The organism is Chloroflexus sp., from assembly GCF_034434295.1.
GTDB lineage: Bacteria > Chloroflexota > Chloroflexia > Chloroflexales > Chloroflexaceae > Chloroflexus.
Genome location: NZ_DAOTZQ010000039.1, coordinates 23,219 through 49,601, shown reverse-complemented (window position 1 = coordinate 49,601; position 26,383 = coordinate 23,219). Strand labels below are relative to the sequence as shown.

The following is a 26,383-nucleotide window of genomic DNA, read 5'->3' as shown; positions in this document are numbered from 1 at the left end:
TCACAATCGCCGCCAGAATCGGCCATCGCGAGCGATAAATTCATCGGCTGCGGCGGGTCCCCAACTCCCCGCCTCGTAATTGGGAAAGGGCTGTGGCGGACCTTCGGACCAGGCCCGCAAAATAGGGGTTAATAATGCCCAACTGATCTCGACCTCATCGCGCCGCGTGAATAGTGTACCATCGCCGAGCATACAATCGAGCAAAAGGCGTTCGTAGGCTTCGGGCGAGGTCACCCCAAACGAGGCACCGTAGCGGAAATCCATAGTGACCGGACGAATTTGTGGTTGACCCGGCACCTTTGAACTGAATTTCAGCGAGATGCCTTCATCGGGCTGAATCTTCATTGCCAACACGTTGGGTTCAAGATCGTTCAGTGGCGTATCGGCAAAGATCATTGTCGGTGCCGCTTTGAACTGGATTGCAATCTCGCTTACCCGGCGCGGGAGTCGTTTGCCACTACGTAGATAGAATGGTACCCCGGCCCAGCGCCAGTTGTCGATGAAGAGTTTCAGTGCGACGTAGGTCTCGGTCTGTGAAGTTGGTGAAACTCCCTTCTCTTCCCGATACCCCCGTACTGGTCGACCATTAGCACTACCCGGTCCGTACTGACCACGTATCGTATCATTGACTGACAATGGTCGGATTGCGCGCAGCACCTTCACCTTTTCATCACGAACTGCATCGGCATCATAGACTGCCGGCGGTTCCATGGCCACCAGACACAGCAATTGCATCAGGTGGTTCTGGATCATGTCGCGCAACGCACCTGATGTGTCGTAATAGCCACCTCGATCTTCAACCCCGATAGTTTCGGCAACCGTGATCTGGACATGGTCAATATGGCTCCGATTCCAGATTGGCTCGAAGATGCCGTTCGCAAAGCGAAAAATCAAGATATTTTGCACCGTCTCTTTGCCGAGGTAGTGGTCGATGCGATAGACCTGATCTTCGCTAAAGACTGACAAAACCTCGGCATTGAGGGCCTGGGCACTGCTCAGATCATGACCAAACGGCTTTTCGATAATAATCCGTGTCCAACCCTGCGAATGTGCCAGGCCATGTGCGCCTAATTGGGCGATGATGGTTGGATAGGCTTCAGGAGGGGTCGCCAGGTAAAAGACTCTATTCCCTCCAGTCCCACGCTCGGCATCGATAGCTGCCAGACGCTCGGCCAGACGGGTATAGGCATCAACCTCATCAAAACTGCCGCGGTGATATTGAATGCCTTGCGCAAAACTTGCCCACAACTCCGGATCAACTGCGCCAGAGCGTGAATTTGCATTAACCGCTTCGCGCAGCAGTTCACGGAATGATTCGTCTGTCCAATCGCGACGGGCAAACCCCACGACTGAAAAGCCGCCGGGTAGGCGGCGCTCACGGGCCAGATTGTAGAGAGCCGGCACCAGTTTGCGACTGGTCAGGTCACCACTGGCGCCGAAGATGACCATGGTACAGGGTTCAGGGGTGCGCCCTATTCGCAGTCCGGCCCGGAGCGGATTGTCCAGGACATTGGTTGTCACGTTGATCTACTCCACCTTCTTGACGGCGTGGCCACCAAACTGCTGGCGCAAAGCGGCTAGCACCTTCATGCTGAAGCTGTCTTCCTGCCGTGAACGGAAACGCATCTGTAACGATAGAGTGATAATCGGTGCCGGTACATCAAGATCGATGCTCTCCTGAACCGTCCAGCGCCCTTCGCCACTGTCTTCAACATAGCCCCGGATATTGGACAAATCGGCGTCGTCCATAAAGGCGCGTTCAGCTAATTCCAGCAACCACGAGCGAACGACACTACCCTGATTCCAGAGATGGCTGATTTTGGCGAGGTCAAAATTGTAGCGGGACTGGCGCAAGATTTCAAAACCTTCGGCATACGCTTGCATCATACCGTATTCAATGCCGTTGTGGATCATTTTGACGAAGTGTCCGGCACCATGCGGCCCACAGAGGAGGTATCCCTCTGGTGGCGCGAGCGTTTGCAAGAGTGGCTCAACGTAGTGGAAGGTTTCTTCGTCACCGCCGACCATCAGGCAGTAGCCGATTTGCAAGCCCCAGATACCACCACTTACTCCAATATCGAGGAAGCGCAGCCCCTGCGCTGTCAACTGTTCGGCGTGTGCGATGCTGGCCTTGTAGTTGTTGTTGGCGCCGTCGATCACAATATCACCCGGCGAAAGGAGCGGAGTTAGCGCTGCAAGATGCTCATCGGTCGCGCTGCCGGCTGGCAACATCAACCAGACAACACGCGGTGGGGTGAGCATCGCTACCAGATCGGATAGATCTTCTGCCGCAATCAGACCGTGTTCTGCTGCCAGTTCTCGCGCTTTGGCCACTGTCCGGTTATACACAATCACCCGATGACCGCCGCGCCGCAAGCGAATTGCCATGTTCGCGCCCATCCGACCAAGTCCGATCAAGCCTAATTCCATGATGTGCTCCTCACAGATGTCAGTCTCATACCATTGACCGAGATAAGGGTACCTCGTACTCGATTACGTCAGTGATTGGTGATAGCAACCACGAACCCCGCCTTCTAAGGTCGGTGAGGTCTTTGACGTTATTGAACAAACGTCCTACAATAAATCGCCAGATGCAACCGATGCCTCTCTTCCGTTCTATGGCCAGTGTATAACCGTTAGGAACTGATACCGGACGCTCATTCCACATACTCCGTGGTGTGAACAAAGAATGATGATCACTGGCGCAGCATGTTGCTTTACCATGTAAGCTGTTAAACGTGGTTGCTCTAACCTTACTCAGGAAGCTCCTGTGGCATTCATTTTGGGTAAGGCAGATTTATTGTACCAGCATTATACTCCGGTCTGATGTGTTTGAAATCACTATCACGTATTATTGAGCGAAGAAAATGTATTACGTGAGCAATCTTATGTCAGATAAACCATCAAATGGACAATATGTTACACCTCGTGGTGGCACTCCTTACACCGGCGAAACCCAGGTGATGCGTCGCTTGAATGGGTCATCTGCTCCAAAGCGACGACGCTGGCCGCTGGGCCGGATACTTCTGGGACTGGTGATGATGATCGTCCTGGTGCTCGGCCTTGGCTACTGGCAGGTCTGGCAACTGGCGCAGCGCGTTGTGGTGTCTGATCCCCGCGGTCCGGCACTCTCTTCACCATTACTTGGCGCGAATATTCTGGTTGTTGGGGTTGATATCCGGCGTGATCGCCTAGAAGAGGGTGTCCGCAGCGATACCTTGATGCTGATCCGGTTTGACGGGATGGGAGGTTGGGTTAACTTACTTTCAATTCCACGCGATACGCAGGTTGAGCTGGAAGAGCTTGGTCCCAGCAAGATCAACGCTGCTTACGCTTACGGGTATCGACACGCCACCGCATTGTACGGCGATGGGGTAACGTCGGAACAGGCCGGTATGGCCTACGCTGCCGATACAGTGAGTCGTTTCCTCAATTTAGATCAGCGTGGAATGCGAGTTGATTACGTCGTGCAGGTTGACTTCGACGGCTTTGCTGCCCTGATTGATGCACTCGGCGGTATTACGATTGATGTGCCGCGGCAGATTGTTGATGAGGCGTACCCGACTCCTGATTACGGGGTCATGCGGGTTGAGTTTGAACCCGGCCCTCAACGAATGGACGGCGCACGGGCACTCATCTACGCTCGCACCCGTCATGCTGATAGTGATTTTGGCCGCACCGAGCGCCAGCAACAGGTGGTGCAGGCTATCGTCCACGAGATACAGCAGCGTAACTGGTTTGAGCGCATCCTCCTGATCGCACGCTTACGTGACGCGATCACGCAGGATGGTGAAACGCCGGCAATCGTAACGACTCTGCCGATAGCGAATGTTGATACATTGCTGGCAGTAGCACGAGTCGCAGCCAATCTTGATCCAGCCCTGATCGGTCGCTATCGGATTGAACCGGGCACCGTTGCAGTGCAGACAAATGGCTCTAACCTGATCTGGAATACCGACGATGTGGCGGCATTGGTCACGCGCTGGCTGACGCCACCCGGTGAAGCGAGTGAACAGGCGCAGGTGCAGGTGTTCAACGGGGCCGGGGTGGTAGGGTTGGCCCGTCGTACCAGTGAAAAACTGGCGGCAAATGGTTTTACACTCCTTTCGCCGGCTGATGCGCCGCCTGGGGAGTATCCGCACACAGTCGTATATCAAATTGGGAACACTCCTTTCACCGCTCGTCGGCTTGCCCAACTCCTCGGTGCTGAACTGATTGTTGGTTCACCACCGGGCATAAGCAGTCAGGCCGATATTGTGGTGATTTTGGGTAATGATGCGGCGAATGGGGAGTGATGTGAAACGGGGATGCGTGACCGTCACGCGCTCCTGCTGTCATCTGTCGCCGGCTTCCTCTAGTTCAGGAACGGATCGAACATAAGCGCTACTATCGAATCTGGTGTGATAGCGTTCGTAACTCGTGATCCGACGATCACCCTGTACCGGGCCTGAGCGCAGATGTACCGAGCCGGCGTTCCCGCTCCGCACACAGTGGGATCACGTTTCGAAGGTGATGTCTTTATAGAGGTGACCGTGTGTGCTGTAGCCATCCTACCGCGCCAGTCGTGATCTCGATCATGCGCGGGTCACAACAGTTTACCCCGCAGGTCACAAGGACGACGTGCAGGCAGAGCACATCTGTCAGGGTTGACCACCCGTGATGAGCAGGCTGGGCGTGAGCGGTGGATCGGGCTTTCAGTTTGCCCATCGTCCTCCTTATCGCGCTTATTCCGTGATAGTGGCACCGGTAATGGACGAGCGCAAGGCGGAGTAAGGCAACGGCGTTGCAGCACACGCCTGGCAGGAAGCATAGCTGATACGGAAGCCATGCTTAAGCACTCCAAACGGTGCAGCGGAAACGATGATACAACGCATTCGTGCTCAGATGCGCCACCAGGGTATTTGGAACTCGTGCCCTGACCTCTCTGCCAGATTTGCTATCACTCCTCAAGGGTTGCCAGGATGCGATGCGCCCGTACAGCCAGCCAGAGGGCAAAATGTTCCTCGGCGTTGTCGAGGTCCATGCCACTGATCTCTTTAATGCGTTCGAGGCGGTAGAGCAGCGTATTCCGGTGGACGTGCAATGCTTCTGAAGTTGCCCGTAGATTGCCAAGATGATTGAAATAGGCTTCGAGTGTCTTAATGAGATCGGCGTGCTGGCGTTTGTCGTACTCGGCCAGACTCGAGAGAGTCTCCCGGTAGAATGACCACAACTCTGGCGTTTCACGGAGGCGGATTAACAGCCGATACACACCGAGATCGCCGAATGCCAGCACCCGGTCGTTGCCAAAAATCTGCCGGCCAAGGCTAAGCGATTGCTCTGCTTCTTCGACTGAACGGCGCCACTCGGTCAAATGAGTTGCAGGGGTTCCGATTGCGATCACGACATTTGGATGATCGAGCCGTAACCGTTCGCGCAATTGCTCGGTTAGCTCACGCAGGCGCGTAACGCTGGTCGTAGGCAACATACAAAGCACATTACTCTCACGACGAGAGATTGGTGCGTTCACGCCCAGGCGTTTCAGTTCATTCTGAATGTTCGTTGCTGCGCGAGCCAGTGTTGCAGTGCTGGCATCATCGATATGTACCAGCATCGCCGTATGGGGCAGATGAAGGGTATATCCCAATTCCTGACCGCGTTGGATTACTGCGGCCAGATCACCGGGTGCGCCGGCCAGAATCCCGGCGATAAAATCACCGCGTAGACGCTCCTCGGCTGCCTGTACCGCCTGCTCTTTTGCCAGCTCAAGTGCCAGTGCCAGCGCTCCTCGCTGTGCCGCGGTGCGATCCCATGGATCGAGCAGCGTACCGGCAATCGCGATATACCCGATTGGCAAACCTGAATTACCAATTGGTTCGACCCAGATTTGCTGGTTAAGTAGCGTTGTTTCACCCCGTCCATTGGGACGCAGTGCCTGCAACGCCAGCCGCGATTGCCCCCGCCCACGTTGGGCGCGTAACACGCCATTTGAGGCGTAGAAAGCCACGCTCTGACCGGTACGTTCGTGCAAAATATCAAGCAGGCCGCTTATCCCGCCACCTTGCAGAGAGCACTGGGTCAGCAGATCGTACAGACGGGCGGCCCGGCGCTCAAATTGGGCTTCGTAATCGGTAATAAGGCGGGTGATTTCACGCTCTACTTCACGTAAGTCAACCCCTTCGGGAAGCTGGAGCAAAGGCAAGCGGGCATCTTCGGCAGCCTGCTGATCGTCAGTCGTAATAGTGCCCAGAACCGCCACACCGGCAATTGGCACCGGTGCCTGTGCCAGACGACGAACCAGCACGGCAAGGGTAAGCCGTGGATCAAGGGCCAGGGCAGCTTCAACTGATAGTAAGGCTAATTCGCCGCCACGGAGTTCAGCAAAGGCCGGTAGGGTAGCACGTAACGTTGCAATCCAACTGACCTGACGCCCTAACCCGGCAGCGCCAGCTACAATTGTTGTACCTTCGGGGAGGGCCAGGCGCACAACGTCGCGCACGGTGATCGTTACCATAGTGATGCATCACAGTCGTTTATCACCGAAATCTGCTCGTATTATACAGTGTTCTTGCAAAAAGTGCTGCACCCACTTGACAAGCATCGTCTCATCTGATACAATCCCATACACAATAATTGTTCATACAACTATTCTGCTAACAATGAAGTTCATTGCAACTATATGACGCCATCTGGCTCAGAGCAGCACCGCATGATACAAGAAGTCTATGTTTTGCTGGATGACGGTGATCGTCGTGTACTCCGTCAATTCCAGCTCAACCCTACGCAGTACGCAGCTCTTCTGCTGCTGGCCGAGCACAATGGCGTGCGTTTATCGGATCTGAGTGAGCATCTTCTGATCGATAAGAGTAGCACCACCCGGCTGGTTGATCGGTTGAGTGCGCTCGGTTTGGTCGAACGAGTTGCTGATGCCAGTGACCGGCGGGTACAGCGGATTGTGTTGACCAGACAGGGACGTGAGCATTTGGGTATAGTTCGATCTGCATTTACTGAATCGGTCAGGCGACGTTGGTCAACGCTTGATAGTACCGAGCATGAAACCCTCATTCGGTTACTGCTCAAGCTCCGTCGCGAATTAACGATATTGCAACACGGGACAAATGGTGTGAAAGGAGGTGACATATCGCCAGAGCGTGATTAGTGAGTCAGGACTGTTGTACGCTTATCATTAGGTATTGGCATTGTTGCCTCAAGCAAAGGAGTCTCTTGTGAAGCGTCTGTCGTTTTCACTTATCGCTTTGTTGGCATTGCTCGCCTCCATCCTGGCCGCCTGTGGTCAGACCCCTGCTGCTCAACCAACCGCTGCTCCCCAACCAACGACCGCGCCAGCCCCATCAACCGGCGATGGTATGGCCATTACCGGTACAGTAACACTCTGGCATGCTTACGGTACCGGAAGTGCTGAGGAAAAAGCGATCAATATGCTGATTGATCGCGCACGTGCTGCTTATCCTGATGCCACCATCAACGTTCTCCAAATTCCCTTCGATCAGATTTTCAACAAGTTCAACAATGAGGTCTCATCAGGTGGTGGCCCTGACATGTTTATTGCCCCGAACGACAGCCTTGGTAGCCAGATCCGCGCTGGCGTACTGGCCGATCTCAGCGAATATCAGAGCAAGCTGACCGATGTTGCGCCGACCGGTGTGGCCGGGATGTCGCTTGACGGCAAGCTGTACGGCATTCCTGAGTCGTTCAAGGCAGTTGCTCTCTACTACAACAAGAGCAAGGTTGCCAACCCGCCGGCTAACACTGATGAATTGCTGGCGCTGGTGAAAGCTGGTAACACCCTGGTGCTCAACCAGAATGCCTACCACAATTTCGGCTGGTTGCAGGCCTTCGGTGGTCAGTTGATGGACGCCAGCGGAAAGTGTATTGCCGATCAGTCCGGTGGTGCCGAGTGGTTTGCCTTCCTGAAGGCGCTGAAGGAAGTTCCGACGGTGACCTTCTCGACCGACGGTGGTCAGGCCGACTCGCTCTTCAAAGATGGCAAAGCTGATATGATTATTAACGGCCCGTGGGTGCTGGGCGACTACCGGGCCGTGTTGGGTGATAATCTCGGTGTGGCTCCGATGCCGGGCGCTGCAAAACCGGCTGGTCCGTTGACCGGTGTGGATGGCTTCTACGTCAGTATCAACAGCCAGAATGTCGCGGGCGCAGTTGCGTTGGCGATGTTCCTGACCAGCCCTGAGTCGATGAAGGTGTACGTTGACGAAGCCGGGCACGTTCCGGTCAGCACGAAGGTTGAGATCAGCGATCCGTTGGTGCAGGCCTTTGCGCAGGCTTCGGCGACCGGTGTGCCACGGCCTCAGATCCCTGAGCTGGATAACTATTGGGGGCCATTCGGTGATGCGATGACCAAGGTGCTCGACGGTGGTGCCGATCCAGCCGCAGCCGTGGCCGAGGCCTGTGCTCTGATGAACACTGCGAACGGGAAGTAAGTTTGCTTCATACCAATCGTTCGCCAGACGGCAACCACGATTGTTGACCGTTTTCGACAATCGGTTGATGATGGTGTAGCGTAGTCTACAAAACTGGCGGGAGCATGATAGCCTGTAATATGCTCCCGCCAGTCGCAACCGGTATAGTCTGATCAAAGATGACTGGTATACCGGGCAAAAGCAGTGATATGATACGGTTGCGCAATAGAGCACCATCTCAGGCAATCAGTCCAAGCAAAGGGGAGGAAGCCGCATGGCAACCACAAATCCAGAGCTGACCTCGCAATCGGTGCGGGTACCGCGTTCAGCTCTGCGCGAGGGGTGGAAACAACTGCGTACCCCAATTGTCTATTTGTTGCCGGCGTTGATCATCATGATGGTGGTTACCTTTTATCCGCTGGCATTTCAGGTCTGGATGTCATTTACCGACTACGGTGTAATCAAAGAAGAGGGTAAACAAACGCTCAACCCCTTTGGCCCAAACGGCACGACACCACCCAATTATCGACCAGCTCAATATGTTGGTTTGAAAAATTACCTCGACATCATTACCAATAACCCCCAGTTTGTCGCTCGTCTTGGTGGTAATTTTGATTTTTGGCGTTTACTGGCGTTCAATCTGTGGTGGACGTTCTCGAATGTCGGGTTTCATGTCGTCTTAGGTGTGATCATTGCAGTATTGTTGAATGTAGAAGGGCTTTGGGGGCGAAAAATCTACCGTGCCATTTATATTTTGCCCATGGTACTGCCGAATATTGTTGTTGCTACCGTCTGGCGCAATATGTTTGACGATCAGTACGGTTCAATTAATCAGTTAATTAACCTCTTTATCACGCCATTCGGTCTTGATCCGGTACAAATTCGCTGGTTTAACCAGATTCAAGACCCCATTCCAGGGATTGGTTTACCGCTTAGTTATTATGCAATGTTGATTGCCAATATCTGGTTGGGATGGCCGTTTATGACTATCGTTGCTACCGGTGCGCTTCAATCGATTCCGAAAGAGATGTATGAGGCGGCCAGTATCGATGGCGCAACCGGTTTGCAGCAGTTCTGGCGGATTACTCTCCCATTGCTACGCCCGGCAATGGTTCCAGCAGCAATGGTTGGTATTGTAACGACATTTAACCTGTTCCACGTCATCTACTTTATGAGTGGTGGTGGTCCGCTCGGTCGCACCGAGATTATGGTTACGCAGGCGTTTAAGCTGATTAATGTTAATCAACTCTACGGTGTTGCCGCTGCCTTCTCGGTCATTATTGCTCTGGTGCTGATCCCGATTTTCTTGATCACTAACAAGATTTCTCGCGCCACGGAGAGCTACGATGTCTAGTGTCACCATTCGTTCGCGTCGTTCAGGCAGTACATCCGCCGGTCGCCGGTTGAAGTGGTGGCAACAATTAGTGTTGCAGGCGATCTGTCTGTTCATCGCCGCCACCGTCTTATTCCCGGTTCTCTGGATCGTGAGTATGTCACTCGATCCACGCAATATCTCGCGTCCGACCGAGCTGAATCTGATCCCTCCCGGTGCATCGTTGCAGGCTTATTTGCAGGTGCTCGACCGGCCAACGGCCAATCCGGTCACGTTTACTGAGCTGGCCTTCAACAGTCTGCGCCTCGCCGGTGGCGTCTCGGCCTTTGCTTTGTTAATCGGTGTCAGTGCTGCCTACGCTTTTTCCCGCTTCAAGTTCCCCGGTCGCCAGTTTATGATGATTGCAGTGCTGGCGATTACGGTGTTGCCGAGTGTGGCGACCATTGCACCGCTGTTTGCCCTGTTGAACAGTATTCGTATCAGCAGCGCAATTATGAGCATTGTACTGATCCTGGCCGGGTTGATGCTGCTTGGATTGACTGTTTTTGCGGTAGCACCGGCCATCCGTCTGGGATCGGCAGGACCGGGTAACTATTTCTTTGGTGCAATTGGTCTGGCGATCAGCCTCGGTTTGATCTATGGCGGTATCACACCGGCACGCAGTGAGGTCTTCATCTTACGCAACTCTCTGTTGGGGGTTGGGATCGCCATGGTTTCGGGGGCTTTGCCGTTCGCGATCTGGAATCTGAAAGGGTATCTCGACACCATCCCGAAAGAGCTGGAAGAAGCAGCGATTATCGATGGTGCTTCACCGAGTCAGGTCTTTTTCCAAATCGTGTTACCCCTCGCCACGCCAGCCCTGGCAGTGACCGGTTTTCTCGGTTTTACCGGTGGTTGGACCGAGTTCTTTTTGTCGTGGCAGTTCCTGACTGACCCGAAAGATTTTACGCTCGCCATGTCACTCTACAACATGACCGGTCAGTATGCCGGTCAGATCCCCTGGTCGCGCTTTGCTGCCTTCTCGATCTTGCTGTCACTGCCAGTTGCAATTGTCTACCTGCTGTTACAGCGCTATATCATCGGTGGTTTGACGCTGGGTGGTGTGAAAGGCTAGGCGCTGCTGCCATATGGGATGGGATGAAAGATGGCGCATCCCATCCCATATCTCCTCCCCTCTGGCTCTGCATAGAGTAAACAATTTCGTTCTAACACATGTCAACTCAAAGGATGGTTCATCGTGGAACAGTATCACGTCTCTGCCGATTTTATCTTCGGGACTATGGCGACCGATAGTCGGCGATTGGGGTACGTGCGGGCCGAGTTAGCCGGTATTTCGCACCGCTATCGAATGGAGCCTCTCGCTCCACAGCCGGGCGAACCGGTGCGGCTCTTCGTCACCCTTGGCCCGTCAATTGTCGCCGATCAGGTGTGTGTCTATTACACAACAGATGGTAGTGAGCCACACGGTGAACGAGGTCAGCCGGCACCGGGAAGTTACGTGGCGCACGGGCAACGCCTCTCCAGCCATTGGGATACCCTGCTCTGGGGGTATGCCGAGGAGTGGGTAATTGATCTCCCACCACAACCAGCCGACACGGTGGTTCGTTACCGGATTGAAGCCTGGCTTCGTGAGGGGAACGGCTCACTCTGGTACAGCGAAGTGATCGGAGCAACTGCGGGTGACGGCAGTGTTCTCGGGCAACCAGGGCCGGGCGATCACTATCTGCACGAGATGGGGTATGAATTCAACCTGACGTTCTTCCGCCGTCCACGTACCTGTGCATATCGGGTTGGTGATGAGGGAGTACCGGGATGGCTTGATGATGCGCTCATTTATCATGTCTTCATTGATCGTTTCCATCCTGGTCCTGGCCGACAGTTTGCCAACCCGCCGACTCCGATGGGGATTTACGGGGGCACTCTCGCCGGCGTGACCAGCAATCTGGATTACATTGCCAGTCTGGGTACAACGACGATCTGGCTCTCGCCACTCTTCCCTTCACCCTCTCACCACGGTTATGATGCGACCGACTATTATAGCGTCGAGCCACGCCTGGGTACTATGGCCGACTTACAAACGCTCATTGCTGCGGCCCATGACCGGGGAATGCGAGTGATCTTTGATTACACCGCTAATCATTTCTCGAACAAACATCCTATCTTTCAGCGAGCGATCAGCGATCCCCACAGTCCAGAACGAGACTGGTTTATCTTTACCCGTTATCCTGATCGGTATGTGTCGTTCTTTGGGGTGGCCGAATTACCGCAACTCGATCTGGACTACCCACCAGCCCGCCAGTTTATGATTGATGCCGCTCGTTATTGGCTGGAACAGGGAGTTGACGGGTATCGCCTCGACTATACCATTGGCCCTTCGCACGATTTCTGGACGTTATTCCGGGCGGCAACGCGTGCTGTCAGGCCCGATTGTGTGCTCATCGCTGAAGCTGTGGATACGGCTGAGGTGCTGCGCTCGTATGTTGGCCGTCTTGACGGTTGTCTGGATTTTCTGCTTCTGCAAGCCATTCGCCGCTTTTTCGCCTTCGATGAAATCCGTGCCAGCCAGTTTGCTATCTTTCTCAATCGGCATCTGAACTACTTTCCGCCCGGTTTCAGCTTGCCGACGTTCCTCGACAATCATGACATGAATCGGTTTCTGTGGGTAGTACGTGGTGACACACGTCGTCTGCGGCTCGCGGCACTTTGCCAGTACACCCTGCCCCATCCACCGGTACTCTACTACGGCACTGAAGTTGGTCTTAGCCAATGGCTCGATGTGCGCCATGCCGACGGAAGTGGTCACCCGGAAGAATCGCGGTTACCGATGCGCTGGGGCGATGAACAGGATCAGGAGTTGCTCCATTTCTATCGGCAACTGGGCGCGTTGCGGCGGGCAACGACCGCTGTCTGGCGAGGTAAGCGGACTATCACCCATATTGATGATCAGCGTGGACATCTGGCGTATACCTGTACGACTCAAGACCAGACCTGGCTCGTCGTGCTGAATAATGCTCCACATGCCGGTACCATTCCTGTACCTCCAGGTCGCTGGGCGGTTGTCTTGCCGAGCCAGACTGCCGAACTTGTGGCTGGAAAGGTCGCACTGCCGCCGTATGGCGGGGCGATCTTACGTCGTGAAGCGTAGCCAGTTGCACATTCATCGGCGATCCGGTATACTATCGTTTCGGTGTAAGAATAATGGCGCATAATCGCTGCTACGGGGCGCACCAAATCTACAGCGAAGGAGGTGATGAGGAGGGATCACGGTTACGACCATAGAACAGGTATTGCCCCGTACCGACAGATGTTCTATGTCGCCTGACGTACCGTTGATCTAGCAGCGCTATGCGAGTTGAACGTCGTGAAGGCGAAACTGTCGAACAGCTCATTCGCCGCTTCAATAAAGGTGTCGTTGCCGAGCGCATCACCAAGGCCTATCGCGAGAAGATGCACTTCATCTCGAAGAGCGAGCAGCGCAAGGAGAAGCGCCGCCGTGCCGAACGAAATCGTCGCAAGAAGCTGGCTAAAGCGGCCGCGCTTGGCCTGTAATTGAAAAAACTTCTCGATGGCACATACGCTGCACCAACAGTGCGTATTGTGCCATCGGCCATCTTAACGTAATGGAATCATTGTATGTTTGATAAACTGGCTGCTGTTGCTGCACGTTATGATGAACTAACCGAGTTGATGGCTCAGCCAGAGGTAGCGACCAACGTTACCCTCTTGCAGCAGTATGCTCGCGAACAGCGTGAAATTGAAGATATTGTTAATGCTTATCGCGAATATCAGGCTACCCAACGCGCAATTGATGAGGCTGAAGCCATGCTCGAAGATAGCGATCCTGAATTGCGTGCACTGGCTCAGGAAGAGCTTGAGACGCAACGGAAGCGTCTGGCGAGTCTGGAAGAGCACTTAAAGCTGTTGTTATTGCCACGCGATCCAAACGACTCAAAAGATGTCATTATGGAGATTCGGCAGGGTGAAGGTGGCGATGAAGCAGCGCTGTTTGCTGCCGATCTCTTCCGTATGTACACCCGCTTTGCCGAGTCGCACGGCTGGAAGGTGGAAGTTGATAGTCTGACCGAAAACGGTATCGGTGGCATCAAAGAGGTTATCTTCCAGATTCATGGCGAAGGCGCGTACAGCCAATTGAAATATGAGGGCGGGGTTCATCGTGTGCAGCGTGTACCGGCCACCGAAGCGCGTGGCCGCATCCATACATCGACTGCAACGGTAGCCGTGCTGCCCGAAGTAGAAGAAACAGAGATCGAAATCAAACCTGAAGATCTGCGAGTTGATGTGTTTCGGAGTGCCGGTCACGGTGGACAGGGTGTCAACACTACCGACTCGGCAGTACGAATTGTCTATAAGCCCGGTACACCTGAAGAGATTGTAGTTACCTGTCAGGATGGCCGATCACAGATTCAGAACCGTGAGCGGGCGATGGTGGTGCTGCGTGCACGGTTGTATGCTCGCGAGCAAGAGAAACGACAACGCGAAATTGGCGCTTCACGACTGGCGCAGGTCGGTAGTGGTGAGCGGGCTGAGAAGATTCGGACGTACAATTTTCCGCAAGATCGAATAACCGATCACCGGATTGGGCAAAATTTCTCGAACTTGCCGGCTGTGCTCGATGGTGAACTCGATAAGATTATTGAAGCGCTGATTATCTACGATAATGCCGAACGGTTGCGGGCAAGTGGGGTTGGTGCCTGAAGCGCTCTTTGCATTCCCCTGTTGGCTTCCGCACATTGGCCGGTTACGCCGTTCTCACCACCCTGCTACTAATTGTCTGGAATTAAGGCAGAGTGGTGCCATTTTTCGTGTGTCTCCTTCCTCATTCCACACCCCTCGCATCTCGCATGCTGGTGACCATAAGGAGCATGATCGAGATAGCCGGTCTTTCTCCGTCTACTCTGCACCTCGGCGAATTCCGGTGTGAACATTGATACCACGATGTTGCGTGCGTCCATCGTGGTCGCGCATATAGTTGCTCGTGTCACTACATTCGTGTACAATGGCGCTCAGTCTTGTTGCCGATCAATTGGCTGCTACAGCAAGCGTATTGTCATCATAGTACGCGATACCTCCAGGTGTCACGTAACACGCGTAAACATCGGCCTATCGCAAAGTGACTCGTATGCGTGAATTACTGATTGCGACCCATAATCCCGGTAAACTGCGCGAGTTTGCCGCTATCTTTGCCGATCTCAATCTACGCCTCTATTCATTAGCCGATGTGGGCATTCAGAAGACTATCGAAGAGACCGGCCAGACATTCGCGGAAAACGCACGCCTCAAGGCCGAAGGCTATCTGACATTGAGCGGTTTACCGACACTGGCTGACGATAGCGGGCTGGAAGTAGCGGCTCTCGGTGGCGCTCCCGGTGTCCATTCGGCGCGCTATGGTGGCCTGTCAGGGCCGGCCCAGTTGCAGTACCTGCTCGACCAGATGCGTGATATTCCCTGGCATCAACGGTTGGCCCGTTTTGTTTGTGTGATCGCCCTGGCCCATCCTGACCATCCAACCGAGCTGGTGGAAGGTATGCTTCCCGGTGTGATTGAGTTTACGCCGCGTGGGAGTGGTGGTTTCGGGTATGATCCGCTCTTCTATGTGCTCGACGAGGACGCAACACTGGCCGAGTTGAGTGCTGAACGGAAGAATCAGATCAGTCATCGGGCGCAGGCGGCACGTGCAGCGCGTGAGGTGTTGGTGCGCTGGCAGCGTTCGTCTGGTAGTTAGTGATGGCCCAGATCGATGCACGGAGACTATTGTGCTGGTGGCGTCATTCGCTTCAGGAAGTACAGGTAATGCGTTACTGGTGCGAGCAGGTGATCAGGCCCTGCTCGTCGATGCCGGTATCTCGATTCGTACCCTCACGAATCTGTTACACGCCTGTGGTACTACGCCGCAGCAAGTACAGGCTGTCTTACTGACCCACGAACATGCCGATCATGCACAGTACGCACTGGCGTTTGCCCGCCGCTACAACGTGCCTCTGGTCGCGCCTGCGGCTACACTGACTGCCCTGGGTGAGTCGCCCGATCCCGTCTCACTCGATCCGCTCCCGGCAGGCGAATACGGTGCAATCGGCGTCTTCAACGTTCAGAGTTTTCGCGTCGCGCACGATGCTGCTGATCCGGTTGGGTATCGTATACAGGTGGCCGGCGTGTCTGTAGCGATAGCTGTTGATTTAGGGAGCTGGAATGCCGAGACGGTAACAGTGCTGGCGAAGGCCGATCTGATTGTCGTTGAAGCGAATCACGCTCGTGAATTACTGCCACTTTCGCCCTACCCTGTGGCGGTACGTCAACGAATCAGTAGTCCGCTCGGTCATCTCGACAACATCCAGTGCGGTCAACTACTGGCGCAGGTTGCCACCCATAGCGGGATCGGTGATGTCTGGTTGGCGCACGTCTCACGTCGGGCCAATACGCCCCAGACTGCGCTAAGTGGTGTCAGTCAGGCGCTACGACAGGCCGGTGTACAGCGTTTACCTCGCATGCAGGTACTGCCGCCTCGTGCACGACCGGTTCCTAACGGCATAATCTGCTGGCAGCCACAAGAACGCTGGCAGCAGCCTGGTTTGTTTACGGGTGATTGGTGATACGCAAGAAGGAGGCGATCAATGCCGATCCAGAAAATGGATTACATCTGGTTCAATGGCGAGCTGGTGGAGTGGGATAAGGCGACGGTGCATGTGTTGTCGCATGCCATTCATTACGGCACCAGCTTTTTCGAGGGCATTCGCTGTTACGAAACGCCACGGGGGCCGGCGATTTTTCGGCTCACGCCCCATATGCAGCGCCTCATCGACTCGGCGAAGATCTATCGCACCACAATTCCCTACACGCTCGATCAGTTAGTGGCGGCGGTCAAAGAAACTGTGCGTGCGAACCGTTTGCGTTCAGGCTACATTCGACCGGTGGTATTCCGTGGTTATGGTGAGATCGGGGTGAATCCGCTTAACAATCCGGTTGAAGTGGCCATCGCAACCATCGAATGGGGCAAATATCTCGGTGCCGAGGCAATGGAACAGGGTGTCGATGTCTGCATCTCGTCGTGGAATCGGTTTGCCCCCAACACCATGCCGGCCCTCGCCAAAGCGGGCGGCAACTATATGAATTCTCAGTTGATCAAGATGGAGGCAATAGCCAACGGCTACGCCGAGGGGATTGCCCTCGATGCCGATGGGCATATCAGCGAGGGTAGTGGCGAAAACCTGTTCCTGGTGCGTAATGGCGTTGTCTACACGCCACCGTTGACCTCATCGATCCTGAGCGGGATTACCCGTGATACAGTGATGACGTTGCTGCGCGAGATGGGAGTTGAAGTGCGTGAACAGGTGCTCCCGCGGGAGATGCTCTATCTGGCCGATGAGCTGTTCTTTACCGGAACTGCTGCTGAGATAACGCCAATCCGATCAGTGGATCGGATTCCTGTCGGTACAGGCCGGCGTGGCCCAATTACGGCCGCAGTGCAAGAGGTGTTCTTCGGGATCGTGCAGGGTGAACGTCCCGATCGTTACGGGTGGCTTGAGTACGTATGAAGCGTCGGGAAGAAGCCTGTCGCTAAGGTACATAGTGTCGCAAAGCGGGGCGTAGTGTCACTACGCCCCTTTATTTCGCAAACGTAATGTGTGATCTACTTGCTCTGCTCGCATGCCATGTTCAACGACCACCGGTGAGCCGCTGTTTGGTCGTCGCTGTGCGTGAGCATTGGTGCAGTGTATGAGCACTCAGGTGCAGCACCAGGGTAAAGCGTTGATAGTATGTCATACGTTCTGTTCTACCAGATTTACCAGTAATCGGTACGATACGCACCCGGCATTGCACACGGTGGAATGCAGTATCCAATTCGTCGCGTAATACTACCGCTTGCTCAATAATGGGCAAATATCCCCCATTGCATATCCTGGACAACATGCCGTATAATGTCAGTGTATCTGTGCAAAATATTTCAACAACCAATGCAAATGATTGACAAAACTGTTATCTGTTGTGAGCATGTTACGAAGTCATATCTCGAAGGCGAACGTCAGCGGATCGTCTTGCGAGACATTACGTTCCGGGTTCAGGCTGGCGAGCTGATTGTTTTGCTGGGCAAGAGTGGGAGTGGCAAAAGCACCCTGCTCAATCTCGTGAGCGGCATTGACATACCGGACACCGGCGCAATCTGGGTTGCCGGGCAGCGCCTTGATCAGTTGCGTGAGCGGGAGCGCACGCTCTTTCGTCGTCGCTCAATCGGCTTCGTGTTCCAGTTTTATAATCTTGCGCCTACGCTCACCGCGCTGGAGAATGTATTGCTGCCCCTTGAATTGAATGGTCAGCGCGGGACAACTGCACGCGCAGCAGCACTGGCAATGCTTGAAGCGGTTGGATTAGCTGACCGCGCCAATACCTATCCTGATCGCCTCAGTGGTGGCGAGCAGCAGCGGGTGGCAATTGCCCGCGCACTGGTTCATAACCCTGATCTCGTGCTGGCCGACGAGCCAACCGGTAATCTCGATAGTGATACTGGTGCGCAGGTACTCGATCTCCTCGACCAGCTTACCCGCCAGCAGGGCAAGACCCTGATCATGGTGACGCACAGCCGCGAGATGGTTGGTGTAGCCGACCGCGTCTTTCAGTTACGCAATGGTCAGATTCAGGAAGTGGCGTTGTCGGCAGTTTGATGAGCAGTCTGTCACCACAACTAGATGTGTATTCAGCCGGTCGCAATCTTATAGCTTTATGATATGCTCTGTGACCGGTGATGATATGATAGTAGAGTCATGTACTTGATGAAGAGGAGGTGTATTCAATATGATGCAAACTAATCACCATACAACCCCAAAGGCACCGCGCTGGATTACGACTGAGGCCGGTCAGTGGGCCTGGGCCACCAATGAAGAGTGGCGTCGCTTCGCTGATCGCGCCCTGAGCGTCAGTGAACGACAGCGCCTGCTGGCTGAAGCTGAACTCTTGCGAACTCAGAGTGTCTCCGTTGACCGCACCTGATGGTGTATGCCAGCGTGAAATGATTGTAGGAGGCAGCGTTGCCTCCTACCAGACCAAAGACGACTGACCGACAGACGCACTATTCCTCTGCCCGTACTCCCAGCACAACCCGACTTCCCCTCGGAATATAATCGCCGTTATTTAGGCCAACATACCCACCACTCGTTTCCCGTGCGGCACTCACCACTTGATTGGGGGCATAACTGTCAAAGTTGGGGAGTCGGTCGCGCCCCTGCACATCGACATAAACCAGAATGATACCCGGCGTATTGTTCAGAATGGCTTCAGCTTCTGCTCTACTCCGTCCGATAACGTCGGGGAAGCGCACCACATCACCCAGGCTTACATAAATTGTTACCTCGTCTCCTTGGGGAATGCGCAGATTTGCACTCGGCGATTGTCTGATCACAAATCCGGCATCAACAGTTTGACTGGGTTCTTCTACCACAGTCACCGTCAGACCGGCGGCTATTAATTGATTGCGAGCGATAGTGCTACGTGTACCTGTGACATCGGGAACTGATACCAGCAACGGCCCCAGGCTCACCGTATACGACAGTGGACTATTCGCCTCGACAATCGTACCGGGGGAAATGGTTTGGGTAATAACAATGCCCTGGGGTACATCGCGATTATATTCACCGGTTGGTGCCGGAATGAGCTGATTTTGTTCTAATAACGTGCGGGCTTCACCATCGCTGCGCCCCACAATGTCGGGGACAATGGCAGTGGCGACGATAGTTGGTGAAGGAGTTTCTGAAGGATTGGTACCGGTTGATGGTGTGACCGGGCGATTGGCATTACCGCTGAAAAGGTTATTCAACATCCCACTACTGACTACAAAGACAATCGCCAGTACGCCAACCAGGGTTAGCATACCTACCAGGAAGACACCACATCCGACGTTTTCCTGGCGCGGGGCGCGGGTGGTTGCCGGACGGGGGCTGGGAATTGGTGCCGGGCGTGCTGCTGTGACCTGCGTCGGGCGTTGTGGGCCGGGTGAGCGCGTCTGCACCTGAGCAGGCGGAGGTGCAATACCTGGGTTGACCACTGTCGCCTGTGATACCAACCGGTCATACGCCTGTAGTTCCTCGGCCAGTTCAAGTGCACTCTGTTGCCGTTGTGCCGGGTCTTTGGCTAATGCCCGCAGAATAATCGCTTCCAGGGCAGCCGGAATCTGCGGGTTGTAGCGACGTGGTGGTGGTGGTGGCTCACTGATATGCTTCATTGCCACTGCTACCGGGTTGTCACCGGTGAACGGGAGGCGTCCGGTAAGCATCTCGTACAGCACGACCCCCAAAGCGTAAATGTCCGATTGAGGTGTTGCTGCCCGACCCTGGGCTTGCTCTGGCGCAATATAATCAACCGTCCCCAGCGTCACCCCGGTTTCGGTCATGGCGGTCGAGAGCCGACTCTTGGCAACCCCAAAATCGGTGATGCGCACTTGCCCGTCGTCGGTGACGATAATATTTTGCGGTTTAATGTCACGATGGATCAATCCGGCGCGATGGGCAGCGTGCAGACCACGCGCAATCTGTTCGGCAATGCGCACCGCCCGGGGAATCGCAAACGGTGCTTCACGGTTGATCAGTTGTTTGAGCGTTGTGCCGGCAACGTATTCCATCACAATGTAATGTCGGTCACCATCCTGACCAACGTCGTAGACATCGACCAGGTTCGGATGACTGACCATCGCCGCTGCGTGTGCTTCGTGACGGAAACGCGCCATAAAATCGGGATCGGTCATGAGATGAGGATGCGGAATCTTTATCGCGACTGGGCGATTCAACCGGAGATCACGTCCCAGGTAGACGCGGGCCATGCCGCCTTCGCCCAGGAGCTGTTCGATTTGATAACGACCGTCAAGTAGTTGTGGTTGCATTGTTTTTGCAGAGAGTGATGCAATAATATCGCTGTTTGGTTACCATAGTTTAACAAAACGCGCCGGGTTGGCGAGAGGTGGATTGCCGGCATCGAGCAATGCTTCCAGTACAGCCAGATTGACTACATCATCACGGTTGTAGTCGAGTAAGGTTTGCAATGCCAGTTGATCGGCATATTGCTCGTATCGCTCCCACAAGCGCGGCGCATCACGACCGGTCAGGCCGGACGAAACACGGGTAATGCCGAGTTTTTCTTCTACTCCCTTCAGCCCACCACGTAATCCACGGCGCCGGCATTCGTGCAAGAGATCGCGATGGGCGAACTCAGCACGCAGGTCTGCCTGTAATTGCCGCTTGATTACCGGTAAATCGAAACTACTACCGTTGAAGGTCACAATAGTCGAAACAGCTTCGAGCGCCTCGTAGAGTGCGACATCACGGATGCCGCTACCAACCAACTGAATGACTCCCTTGTCGGGTCGGTAGATTCCGATCACGCTCATCGTGCCGCTATACGTTGTTTCAATATCAAGATAGGCACGCATGCCAGCTCCTGTTGCTCGTTATTCGCGTTCAATTATGGCACGCCCCCGGCAAAGCGTCAATTAAACACTATAATCGCCGTACTCTCGTCTTGCTTGTCGGACGTGTATTCACTTGTGCTATAGTAATCAACGATCTTGCACAAGCGTTTGTTTCCACGCAGGAGGAACAATGAGTCCTTTACCTCGCCGGATCGTGCTTGATACCGATCCAGGTATTGATGATGCCCTGGCAATCCTGCTCGCGCTGGCCTCGCCTGAGATTGAGCTGGCCGGTTTGAGTATTGTGCACGGCAATTGTACGCTGGCCGAGGCGGTAGCCAATGGTCTCTCGGTACTGGAACTGGGCGGCGGCCACCATATCCCGCTCTTTGTCGGCTGTGATCGACCGTTACTGCGACCCCTGACGACTGCGCACGACACACACGGGCAGCGTGGTTTGGGGTATGCGCAACTGCCACCGGCTCAACTCCAACCGGCCTCTGAACACGCGGTCGATTTTATCATTCGTACCGCGCTGGAAGCACCCGGAGAAGTGACACTGGTTGCAGTTGGCCCCCTGACTAATGTTGCTCTTGCGCTACGCAAAGAACCCCGGCTTGCTGGCGCGTTGCGTGAGATTGTCATGATGGGCGCAGCGTTGCGGGCCGATGGTAATGTGACGCCAAGGGCTGAATTTAACGTCTACGCTGATCCGCACGCTGCCCAGATCGTCTTCTCGGCGGGTGCCCCGTTGGTGATTATGCCGTGGGATATTACGCGCCTGGTGCGCCTCCACGAGAGTGAAGTCAATCGGTTGGCCCAGGCAGGAAAGCCGATTGGTCGCTTCATCGCCGATGCTACCCGGTTTTACATCGAGTTCCATCGTCGCTATTTTGGCTATGATGGCTGTGCAATTAACGATCCGGCTGCACTGGCGCTGGTCTTTCTGCCCGATCTGGCAACCTATGCCGATGTGCATGTGACGGTTGAGACCTGTAGCCCGTTAACGATGGGCTTTACGGTGGCTGATTTTATGCTGAGCGATGGTCGTCAGCCAAACGCGCGGGCAGTTGTAGAATTCGATACACCCCGTTTCCTGTCGCTCTTTGTTGAGCGAATGCAGATCCTCGAACAACGCCTGTATTCCTAGAGAGATACCCTGTCACGTGGGGCAGGTGAAGCCGTTGCCTGCATCTGCCCCCCAAATGTCAATCCTGAAAGGGCTGTTCGCCCAGGCTCTCGACAGATATGCCATTCAGGGCGTAAGGGAAGCCAGGCTTCCGTACCCACGTGTTTTCTAGCGGGCGCGATTGGCACACCGCAACTCCTGGCTCCTGTTTGTTGCCAGACGCCAACGCATAGTTTGGTAACGATGACCAATGTCTACCACCGGCACTAATGCGAACGATGCAGATGACGGCGAAGGGTCTCCACAAAGAAGGTAGCTGCCTCTAAACGCAATCTCATAGCGAGCAGCGCATAGATGAAGACCCCGGCACTGCCAGCCACAATCACCTGAACAAGGGGTGGTAATGGCTGGGTCAGGATTGCGATCCCACTGACTGCACCTGCCATCACGCCACTTGCCATGATTCCCTTGATCATTGCCTCTCCAAGCCGTAATCCATTCAGCGGTAGCGAGCGCTGCAACAACCACGCGGTGATAATTGCGTGACCGATCCACTGCGCGGAATTGCCCAGTACCAGGCCCAAAAATCCCAACGATGTCCATTCGGCAAGCGGTATGGTAACCACCAGATAGCATAGAATAGCCGCACCTTGAATCAGGTTGGGGGTCAGCGTATTCTTGCGAGCGTAGAACGCGAAGAGAAGCATCTGATCGATGGCCGCCGCCGGCAATCCGGGGAGATACGCCAGCAACGCCAGGGCGGTAATTGCTGTGTCTTGCGCTTGAAACGCTCCTCGCTCGAACAGAGCAGCCGTAATTGGTTGACTGAGTGCTGCCAGACCAGCAGTAGCGGGCAGGATTAAGAGCAACACAACCTTAAGCCCCATGGCCAGCGTCGCCCGAAAAGCATCTTCATCGCCGGCAGCACTTTGGCGCGAGAGGGTTGGCAACACCGCCAGTGCCACTGCCGACGCTACCAGTCCCAGCGGAAACTGGATGAGCGTTGTGGCAAAGCGCATGGTTGAGATTGCGGCGGGAAATCCTGATGCCAGCCAGCGATCAATCGTTACCCCGATTAGTGAAAACCCGATCCCAAGTGTGACCGGGGCGTAGAGGCGTAGAATACGGCGAACTGCCGGATGGTGCAGATCGAAGCGCGGGCGGATGTACGCCCTGCGCAATCCCGGCAATTGAATGATCAATTGTGCCGCAGCACCGATGAGGGTGCCCGCCGCGAGGCTCTTCACCCCAACATGCGGGGCCAGGGTAACAATGCCGACGATCATGCCGGCGTTGAAGGCTGCTGCGACAAATGCCGGCAACAGAAACTGCCGTTGGGCATGTAAGATTGCCGTTACAATGCCCGAAATACCCATCAACGTCACGGCTGGAAGCAGCCAGCCAACCAGTGCTACCGCTTCAGCCTGCAATGCAGACTCGGTTGGTCGGGTCAGCAGGGCTATTGCCAGTGGTGCCTGCCAGGCCAGTATTGCACTGGCAATCACCAGCACCGTGCAGGCCAGTGTGATGACCGTCGAGACGACATGCCAGAACTCATCACGATCACGTTCGGCATACTCACTGAATACCGGCACCAGGGCAGCACTCACTGCACCGCTGATGAGTAATTCATAAAGTGCGTTTGGGATTGTCCAGGCCAGGGTGAAGGCATCAACTGCCAGTCCACGGCTGAAGTAGGCGGCGATGATCGGTTCGCGCACCAGGCCAAGGAGACGGCTGGCAATATTGCCCAGGCTAATGAGCAACGCTGCCAGCGCGATACTGCGGAATACGCCGCCCGTTGTCGAGGTTTCGGTCACAAGCGTGAGCTATTCGCCACCGGCGGTTGATACTGCTTCGCCGGTGAATTGCGAAACGATACGACGGAGAGCTTGTGGTTGAACGCTAAACGTTGCGCCACCACTCAGCTCGACAATCGATGAAGAGTCGATAGCATAGCGCAGAATATCCTCGCTATCAATCGTGCGCGCGAAACTTGCCAGTTCCAGCATCATGCGATAGTTAATATCGGTAAGTACATAACCACGCAGCGCACCGGTATAATCGTCAAGACTGGTGAGCTGTTGTAAGAGGCCGCGATCACGAATACGCTGGAAAATTGCCATCAGTACCTGCTGCTGGCGCTGATTACGACCGAAATCACTATCGGCATGGCGCGTGCGCGCATAAATGAGTGCACGTTCGCTGTCCATCCACTGGCGTCCGGCAGCAAAAGAGACTTCTATCGTTCGATAGTCGTCTGTTGGGTAGGCTGGATCATAGATGGCGTGCGGCACATCGACCTCTATTCCGCCGATAAGGTCGATGATCTTCTTAAAACCTTCAAAATTGATCAGGACAAAGTAATCAATTGGGATACCTAGTAGTTTGCTCACCGTTGATTTGGCCAGCGCTGCACCACCACCTGGCCCAAAGCGATTCTCGCCGATAGCGTAAGCGGCGTTAATTCGGCCTTCGCCACCGGTAGGGTACTTCACCCAGAGATCGCGGGGAATAGACAGCATACTGACCTGTCCGGTATCACGGGCAATATGGACAACGACAATCGCATCGGTACGGGTTGGTCCAGCCTCTTCAGGGCGTGCGTCCGTCCCTAGTAAGAGAATATTGAGTTCTGAACGGCTGAGTCGGATCGCTTCGGCGGTTGCGGTGGCAGCCGGTGAATTGTCTGTCGCCGGAGGGGGGACCGTCGGTTGAATGACCGGTGTCGCTGGTGGAGGACCATATATCTCTTCTGATACAACAGGGGGTGCCGTTGGGTCAGTGATAACTTCATCTGGTATAGTTGCCGGGGTGACGATCATTGCGTCAATATCAACCAGCGCCTGACGCCATTCAAATCCGATGCGCAGCATCATGGCTACGGCAATCACACTGATGATAAAGACGGCGCCAGCAACTACGCGCCTGTATACAATCAACATAACCTCCAGCTCCGCATTTCAGATACCCTTTTCCGTCTGTGCGACGCAATAATGGCAACCTTTGTTGCAATTATCGTCGTACAGCCTCACGATCGGGCGTGGATCGGCTCAGGCATCTTTGCTGTCATATTGTACACTGCCTGTTACTATACCATATCATTATTAGCACGTGAATACCGCTTGCAATGATGGCTGGATGAAAAATCACTGATGACCGGTAAAACTGGCTCGAATTGGTCGTTTATACCTCATTGTGTGAGCGGTCATCGACCAAACCAACGTCACCACTCTCGATGCGACGCAGTGTGCCATCTGGTTCACGAACAATGAGTGAACCGTTGTGTTCTACGTCAATTGCTGTGCCGTACACCAGATCGTTGCCGCTATGGATGTGTACCGCTTGTCCCAATGTGATCAGCCGGTTACGCCAGGTCTGCCACAACTGATCGCTTTCACCGCTGTACAGTCGCCGTAACCAGTAATCGTAGCGGCGCATCAGCACGTGCAGAAAGTGCAGGCGGTCGATAGTAGTTTCAGCAGCGATGGCTAGCGCCGTCGCCGGATAGCGCGTGAGCTGTGGATCGGGTGCCGCATTGATGTTAATACCACAACCGATAATTGCCCATACCAGGCTGTTCTTGTCCCAGCCACCCTCTAGCAAAATGCCTGCCGTCTTTGCCCAACCGGTTGACGTTTTCACCAGAACGTCGTTGGGCCACTTCAAGCCGGCTTGTAAAGGTGTCTCTTGCTCGATAGTTTCCACGAGAGCGACGGTTGCGAGCCAGATTAGAGTTGTCGGCAGGGTGGTGGCAACTGCTGGAGGGTGCAGGCCGAGCGAGAAGAGCAGAGCACTGCCGGGCGGGGCTACCCAGCGTCGTCCGAGGCGGCCACGACCGGCAGTCTGTTCGTCGGCAACGATTAACACCGGTAACGCATCAGGTGGTAGTGTTTGCACTGCTTCACGGGCCAGATCCATGGTTGAACCAACTCGATCATAACAATAGATTGTCATCGGAGCCAGCGCGCCCGGCTCTAGTCCGGCGCGAATTGCAACAGGATCAATCATACCCTATCTCCATCGCACGATACATACCTGAGTTGACGTGACAACATGGCAGGTAGTGTTGTCGGAAATGAAAAATCACTAAAAAT

At 54.7% G+C, this 26,383-nt stretch carries 22 protein-coding genes; 14 read left to right on the top strand and 8 right to left on the bottom strand.

Annotated elements, in window-relative coordinates; genetic code table 11:
• Positions 1-1,521 (bottom strand): glucose-6-phosphate dehydrogenase, encoded by a 1,521-nt coding sequence (zwf, locus tag VAE57_RS05975; RefSeq protein WP_322820976.1) that lies wholly within the window; start codon positions 1,519-1,521, stop codon positions 1-3.
• A 6-nt stretch (positions 1,522-1,527) separates the two neighbouring features.
• The gene (gene gnd, locus VAE57_RS05970; protein WP_322820975.1) at positions 1,528-2,430 is read right to left on the bottom strand and encodes a phosphogluconate dehydrogenase (NAD(+)-dependent, decarboxylating); all 903 of its coding nucleotides are present in this window, start codon (positions 2,428-2,430) and stop codon (positions 1,528-1,530) included.
• 458 nt (positions 2,431-2,888) lie between these two features.
• On the opposite strand from gnd, the gene VAE57_RS05965 reads away from it, so the two are divergent.
• Positions 2,889-4,295 (top strand): LCP family protein, encoded by a 1,407-nt coding sequence (locus tag VAE57_RS05965; protein WP_322820974.1) that lies wholly within the window; start codon positions 2,889-2,891, stop codon positions 4,293-4,295.
• Positions 4,296-4,939: 644 nt separating this feature from the next.
• On the opposite strand, the gene VAE57_RS05960 is transcribed toward VAE57_RS05965, so the two are convergent.
• The gene (locus tag VAE57_RS05960) at positions 4,940-6,493 is read right to left on the bottom strand and encodes a PucR family transcriptional regulator (RefSeq protein WP_322820973.1); all 1,554 of its coding nucleotides are present in this window, start codon (positions 6,491-6,493) and stop codon (positions 4,940-4,942) included.
• Between the two features lie 195 nt (positions 6,494-6,688).
• Here VAE57_RS05960 and VAE57_RS05955 point away from each other — a divergent pair, with 195 nt between their 5' ends.
• The 12 genes from VAE57_RS05955 to VAE57_RS05900 all read left to right on the top strand — a co-directional run bounded on the left by VAE57_RS05955 (position 6,689) and on the right by VAE57_RS05900 (position 18,750).
• Positions 6,689-7,138: a MarR family transcriptional regulator gene (locus VAE57_RS05955; protein WP_322820972.1), complete on the top strand. Its 450-nt coding sequence runs from the start codon at positions 6,689-6,691 to the stop codon at positions 7,136-7,138.
• A gap of 67 nt (positions 7,139-7,205) precedes the next feature.
• Positions 7,206-8,438: an extracellular solute-binding protein gene (locus tag VAE57_RS05950; protein WP_322820971.1), complete on the top strand. Its 1,233-nt coding sequence runs from the start codon at positions 7,206-7,208 to the stop codon at positions 8,436-8,438.
• Between the two features lie 253 nt (positions 8,439-8,691).
• Positions 8,692-9,771: a carbohydrate ABC transporter permease gene (locus VAE57_RS05945; RefSeq protein WP_012256399.1), complete on the top strand. Its 1,080-nt coding sequence runs from the start codon at positions 8,692-8,694 to the stop codon at positions 9,769-9,771.
• The gene (locus VAE57_RS05940; RefSeq protein ID WP_322816418.1) at positions 9,764-10,864 is read left to right on the top strand and encodes a sugar ABC transporter permease; all 1,101 of its coding nucleotides are present in this window, start codon (positions 9,764-9,766) and stop codon (positions 10,862-10,864) included. Before VAE57_RS05945 ends, VAE57_RS05940 begins: the two co-directional genes overlap by 8 nt.
• A gap of 123 nt (positions 10,865-10,987) precedes the next feature.
• The gene (locus tag VAE57_RS05935) at positions 10,988-12,895 is read left to right on the top strand and encodes an alpha-amylase family glycosyl hydrolase (protein ID WP_322820970.1); all 1,908 of its coding nucleotides are present in this window, start codon (positions 10,988-10,990) and stop codon (positions 12,893-12,895) included.
• Between the two features lie 200 nt (positions 12,896-13,095).
• The gene (gene rpsU, locus VAE57_RS05930) at positions 13,096-13,299 is read left to right on the top strand and encodes a 30S ribosomal protein S21 (RefSeq protein WP_322820969.1); all 204 of its coding nucleotides are present in this window, start codon (positions 13,096-13,098) and stop codon (positions 13,297-13,299) included.
• Positions 13,300-13,383: 84 nt separating this feature from the next.
• Entirely contained in the window at positions 13,384-14,466 is a 1,083-nt protein-coding gene (gene prfA, locus VAE57_RS05925) for a peptide chain release factor 1 (RefSeq protein WP_322820968.1), read from the top strand.
• Positions 14,467-14,890: 424 nt separating this feature from the next.
• Complete coding sequence (gene rdgB, locus VAE57_RS05920; RefSeq protein WP_322820967.1) at positions 14,891-15,493, top strand: RdgB/HAM1 family non-canonical purine NTP pyrophosphatase; 603 nt, start codon at positions 14,891-14,893, stop codon at positions 15,491-15,493.
• Between the two features lie 31 nt (positions 15,494-15,524).
• Positions 15,525-16,358 carry an MBL fold metallo-hydrolase gene (locus VAE57_RS05915; RefSeq protein ID WP_322820966.1) on the top strand — a complete coding sequence of 278 codons (834 nt, stop codon included), beginning with the start codon at positions 15,525-15,527 and terminating at the stop codon, positions 16,356-16,358.
• Between the two features lie 21 nt (positions 16,359-16,379).
• Positions 16,380-17,300 carry a branched-chain amino acid transaminase gene (locus VAE57_RS05910; protein WP_322820965.1) on the top strand — a complete coding sequence of 307 codons (921 nt, stop codon included), beginning with the start codon at positions 16,380-16,382 and terminating at the stop codon, positions 17,298-17,300.
• A gap of 420 nt (positions 17,301-17,720) precedes the next feature.
• Positions 17,721-18,425: an ABC transporter ATP-binding protein gene (locus VAE57_RS05905; protein ID WP_416208434.1), complete on the top strand. Its 705-nt coding sequence runs from the start codon at positions 17,721-17,723 to the stop codon at positions 18,423-18,425.
• 130 nt (positions 18,426-18,555) lie between these two features.
• On the top strand, positions 18,556-18,750 hold the full coding sequence (locus VAE57_RS05900; protein WP_322820963.1) for a hypothetical protein: 195 nt from the start codon (positions 18,556-18,558) through the stop codon (positions 18,748-18,750).
• A 79-nt stretch (positions 18,751-18,829) separates the two neighbouring features.
• On the opposite strand, the gene pknB is transcribed toward VAE57_RS05900, so the two are convergent.
• Both pknB and VAE57_RS05890 read right to left on the bottom strand, forming a co-directional pair.
• Entirely contained in the window at positions 18,830-20,632 is a 1,803-nt protein-coding gene (pknB, locus tag VAE57_RS05895; protein WP_322820962.1) for a Stk1 family PASTA domain-containing Ser/Thr kinase, read from the bottom strand.
• A 39-nt stretch (positions 20,633-20,671) separates the two neighbouring features.
• Positions 20,672-21,178: a ribonuclease H-like domain-containing protein gene (locus VAE57_RS05890; protein WP_322820961.1), complete on the bottom strand. Its 507-nt coding sequence runs from the start codon at positions 21,176-21,178 to the stop codon at positions 20,672-20,674.
• Between the two features lie 169 nt (positions 21,179-21,347).
• Here VAE57_RS05890 and VAE57_RS05885 point away from each other — a divergent pair, with 169 nt between their 5' ends.
• Positions 21,348-22,307, top strand: a complete 960-nt coding sequence (locus tag VAE57_RS05885) for a nucleoside hydrolase (protein WP_322820960.1) — start codon at positions 21,348-21,350, stop codon at positions 22,305-22,307.
• Between the two features lie 245 nt (positions 22,308-22,552).
• On the opposite strand, the gene murJ is transcribed toward VAE57_RS05885, so the two are convergent.
• The 3 genes from murJ to VAE57_RS05870 form a co-directional block, all read right to left on the bottom strand.
• Positions 22,553-24,106 (bottom strand): murein biosynthesis integral membrane protein MurJ, encoded by a 1,554-nt coding sequence (murJ, locus tag VAE57_RS05880; protein WP_322820959.1) that lies wholly within the window; start codon positions 24,104-24,106, stop codon positions 22,553-22,555.
• Positions 24,107-24,115: 9 nt separating this feature from the next.
• On the bottom strand, positions 24,116-25,231 hold the full coding sequence (locus VAE57_RS05875) for an LCP family protein (RefSeq protein ID WP_322820958.1): 1,116 nt from the start codon (positions 25,229-25,231) through the stop codon (positions 24,116-24,118).
• 241 nt (positions 25,232-25,472) lie between these two features.
• Positions 25,473-26,297: a biotin--[acetyl-CoA-carboxylase] ligase gene (locus VAE57_RS05870; RefSeq protein WP_322820957.1), complete on the bottom strand. Its 825-nt coding sequence runs from the start codon at positions 26,295-26,297 to the stop codon at positions 25,473-25,475.
• Between the last annotated feature and the right edge of the window lie 86 nt (positions 26,298-26,383).

What these genes read in the sequence shown, in the direction of transcription:
- gnd (WP_322820975.1), bottom strand. Translation starts at nt 2,430, where the DNA reads ATGGAATTAGGCTTGATCGGACTTGGTCGGATGGGCGCGAACATGGCA.
- VAE57_RS05965 (WP_322820974.1), top strand. Translation starts at nt 2,889, where the DNA reads ATGTCAGATAAACCATCAAATGGACAATATGTTACACCTCGTGGTGGC.
- VAE57_RS05960 (WP_322820973.1), bottom strand. Translation starts at nt 6,493, where the DNA reads ATGGTAACGATCACCGTGCGCGACGTTGTGCGCCTGGCCCTCCCCGAA.
- VAE57_RS05955 (WP_322820972.1), top strand. Translation starts at nt 6,689, where the DNA reads ATGATACAAGAAGTCTATGTTTTGCTGGATGACGGTGATCGTCGTGTA.
- VAE57_RS05945 (WP_012256399.1), top strand. Translation starts at nt 8,692, where the DNA reads ATGGCAACCACAAATCCAGAGCTGACCTCGCAATCGGTGCGGGTACCG.
- VAE57_RS05940 (WP_322816418.1), top strand. Translation starts at nt 9,764, where the DNA reads ATGTCTAGTGTCACCATTCGTTCGCGTCGTTCAGGCAGTACATCCGCC.
- rpsU (WP_322820969.1), top strand. Translation starts at nt 13,096, where the DNA reads ATGCGAGTTGAACGTCGTGAAGGCGAAACTGTCGAACAGCTCATTCGC.
- prfA (WP_322820968.1), top strand. Translation starts at nt 13,384, where the DNA reads ATGTTTGATAAACTGGCTGCTGTTGCTGCACGTTATGATGAACTAACC.
- rdgB (WP_322820967.1), top strand. Translation starts at nt 14,891, where the DNA reads ATGCGTGAATTACTGATTGCGACCCATAATCCCGGTAAACTGCGCGAG.
- VAE57_RS05910 (WP_322820965.1), top strand. Translation starts at nt 16,380, where the DNA reads ATGCCGATCCAGAAAATGGATTACATCTGGTTCAATGGCGAGCTGGTG.
- VAE57_RS05905 (WP_416208434.1), top strand. Translation starts at nt 17,721, where the DNA reads ATGCAAATGATTGACAAAACTGTTATCTGTTGTGAGCATGTTACGAAG.
- VAE57_RS05900 (WP_322820963.1), top strand. Translation starts at nt 18,556, where the DNA reads ATGATGCAAACTAATCACCATACAACCCCAAAGGCACCGCGCTGGATT.
- pknB (WP_322820962.1), bottom strand. Translation starts at nt 20,632, where the DNA reads ATGCAACCACAACTACTTGACGGTCGTTATCAAATCGAACAGCTCCTG.
- VAE57_RS05890 (WP_322820961.1), bottom strand. Translation starts at nt 21,178, where the DNA reads ATGCGTGCCTATCTTGATATTGAAACAACGTATAGCGGCACGATGAGC.
- VAE57_RS05885 (WP_322820960.1), top strand. Translation starts at nt 21,348, where the DNA reads ATGAGTCCTTTACCTCGCCGGATCGTGCTTGATACCGATCCAGGTATT.
- VAE57_RS05875 (WP_322820958.1), bottom strand. Translation starts at nt 25,231, where the DNA reads ATGTTGATTGTATACAGGCGCGTAGTTGCTGGCGCCGTCTTTATCATC.
- VAE57_RS05870 (WP_322820957.1), bottom strand. Translation starts at nt 26,297, where the DNA reads ATGATTGATCCTGTTGCAATTCGCGCCGGACTAGAGCCGGGCGCGCTG.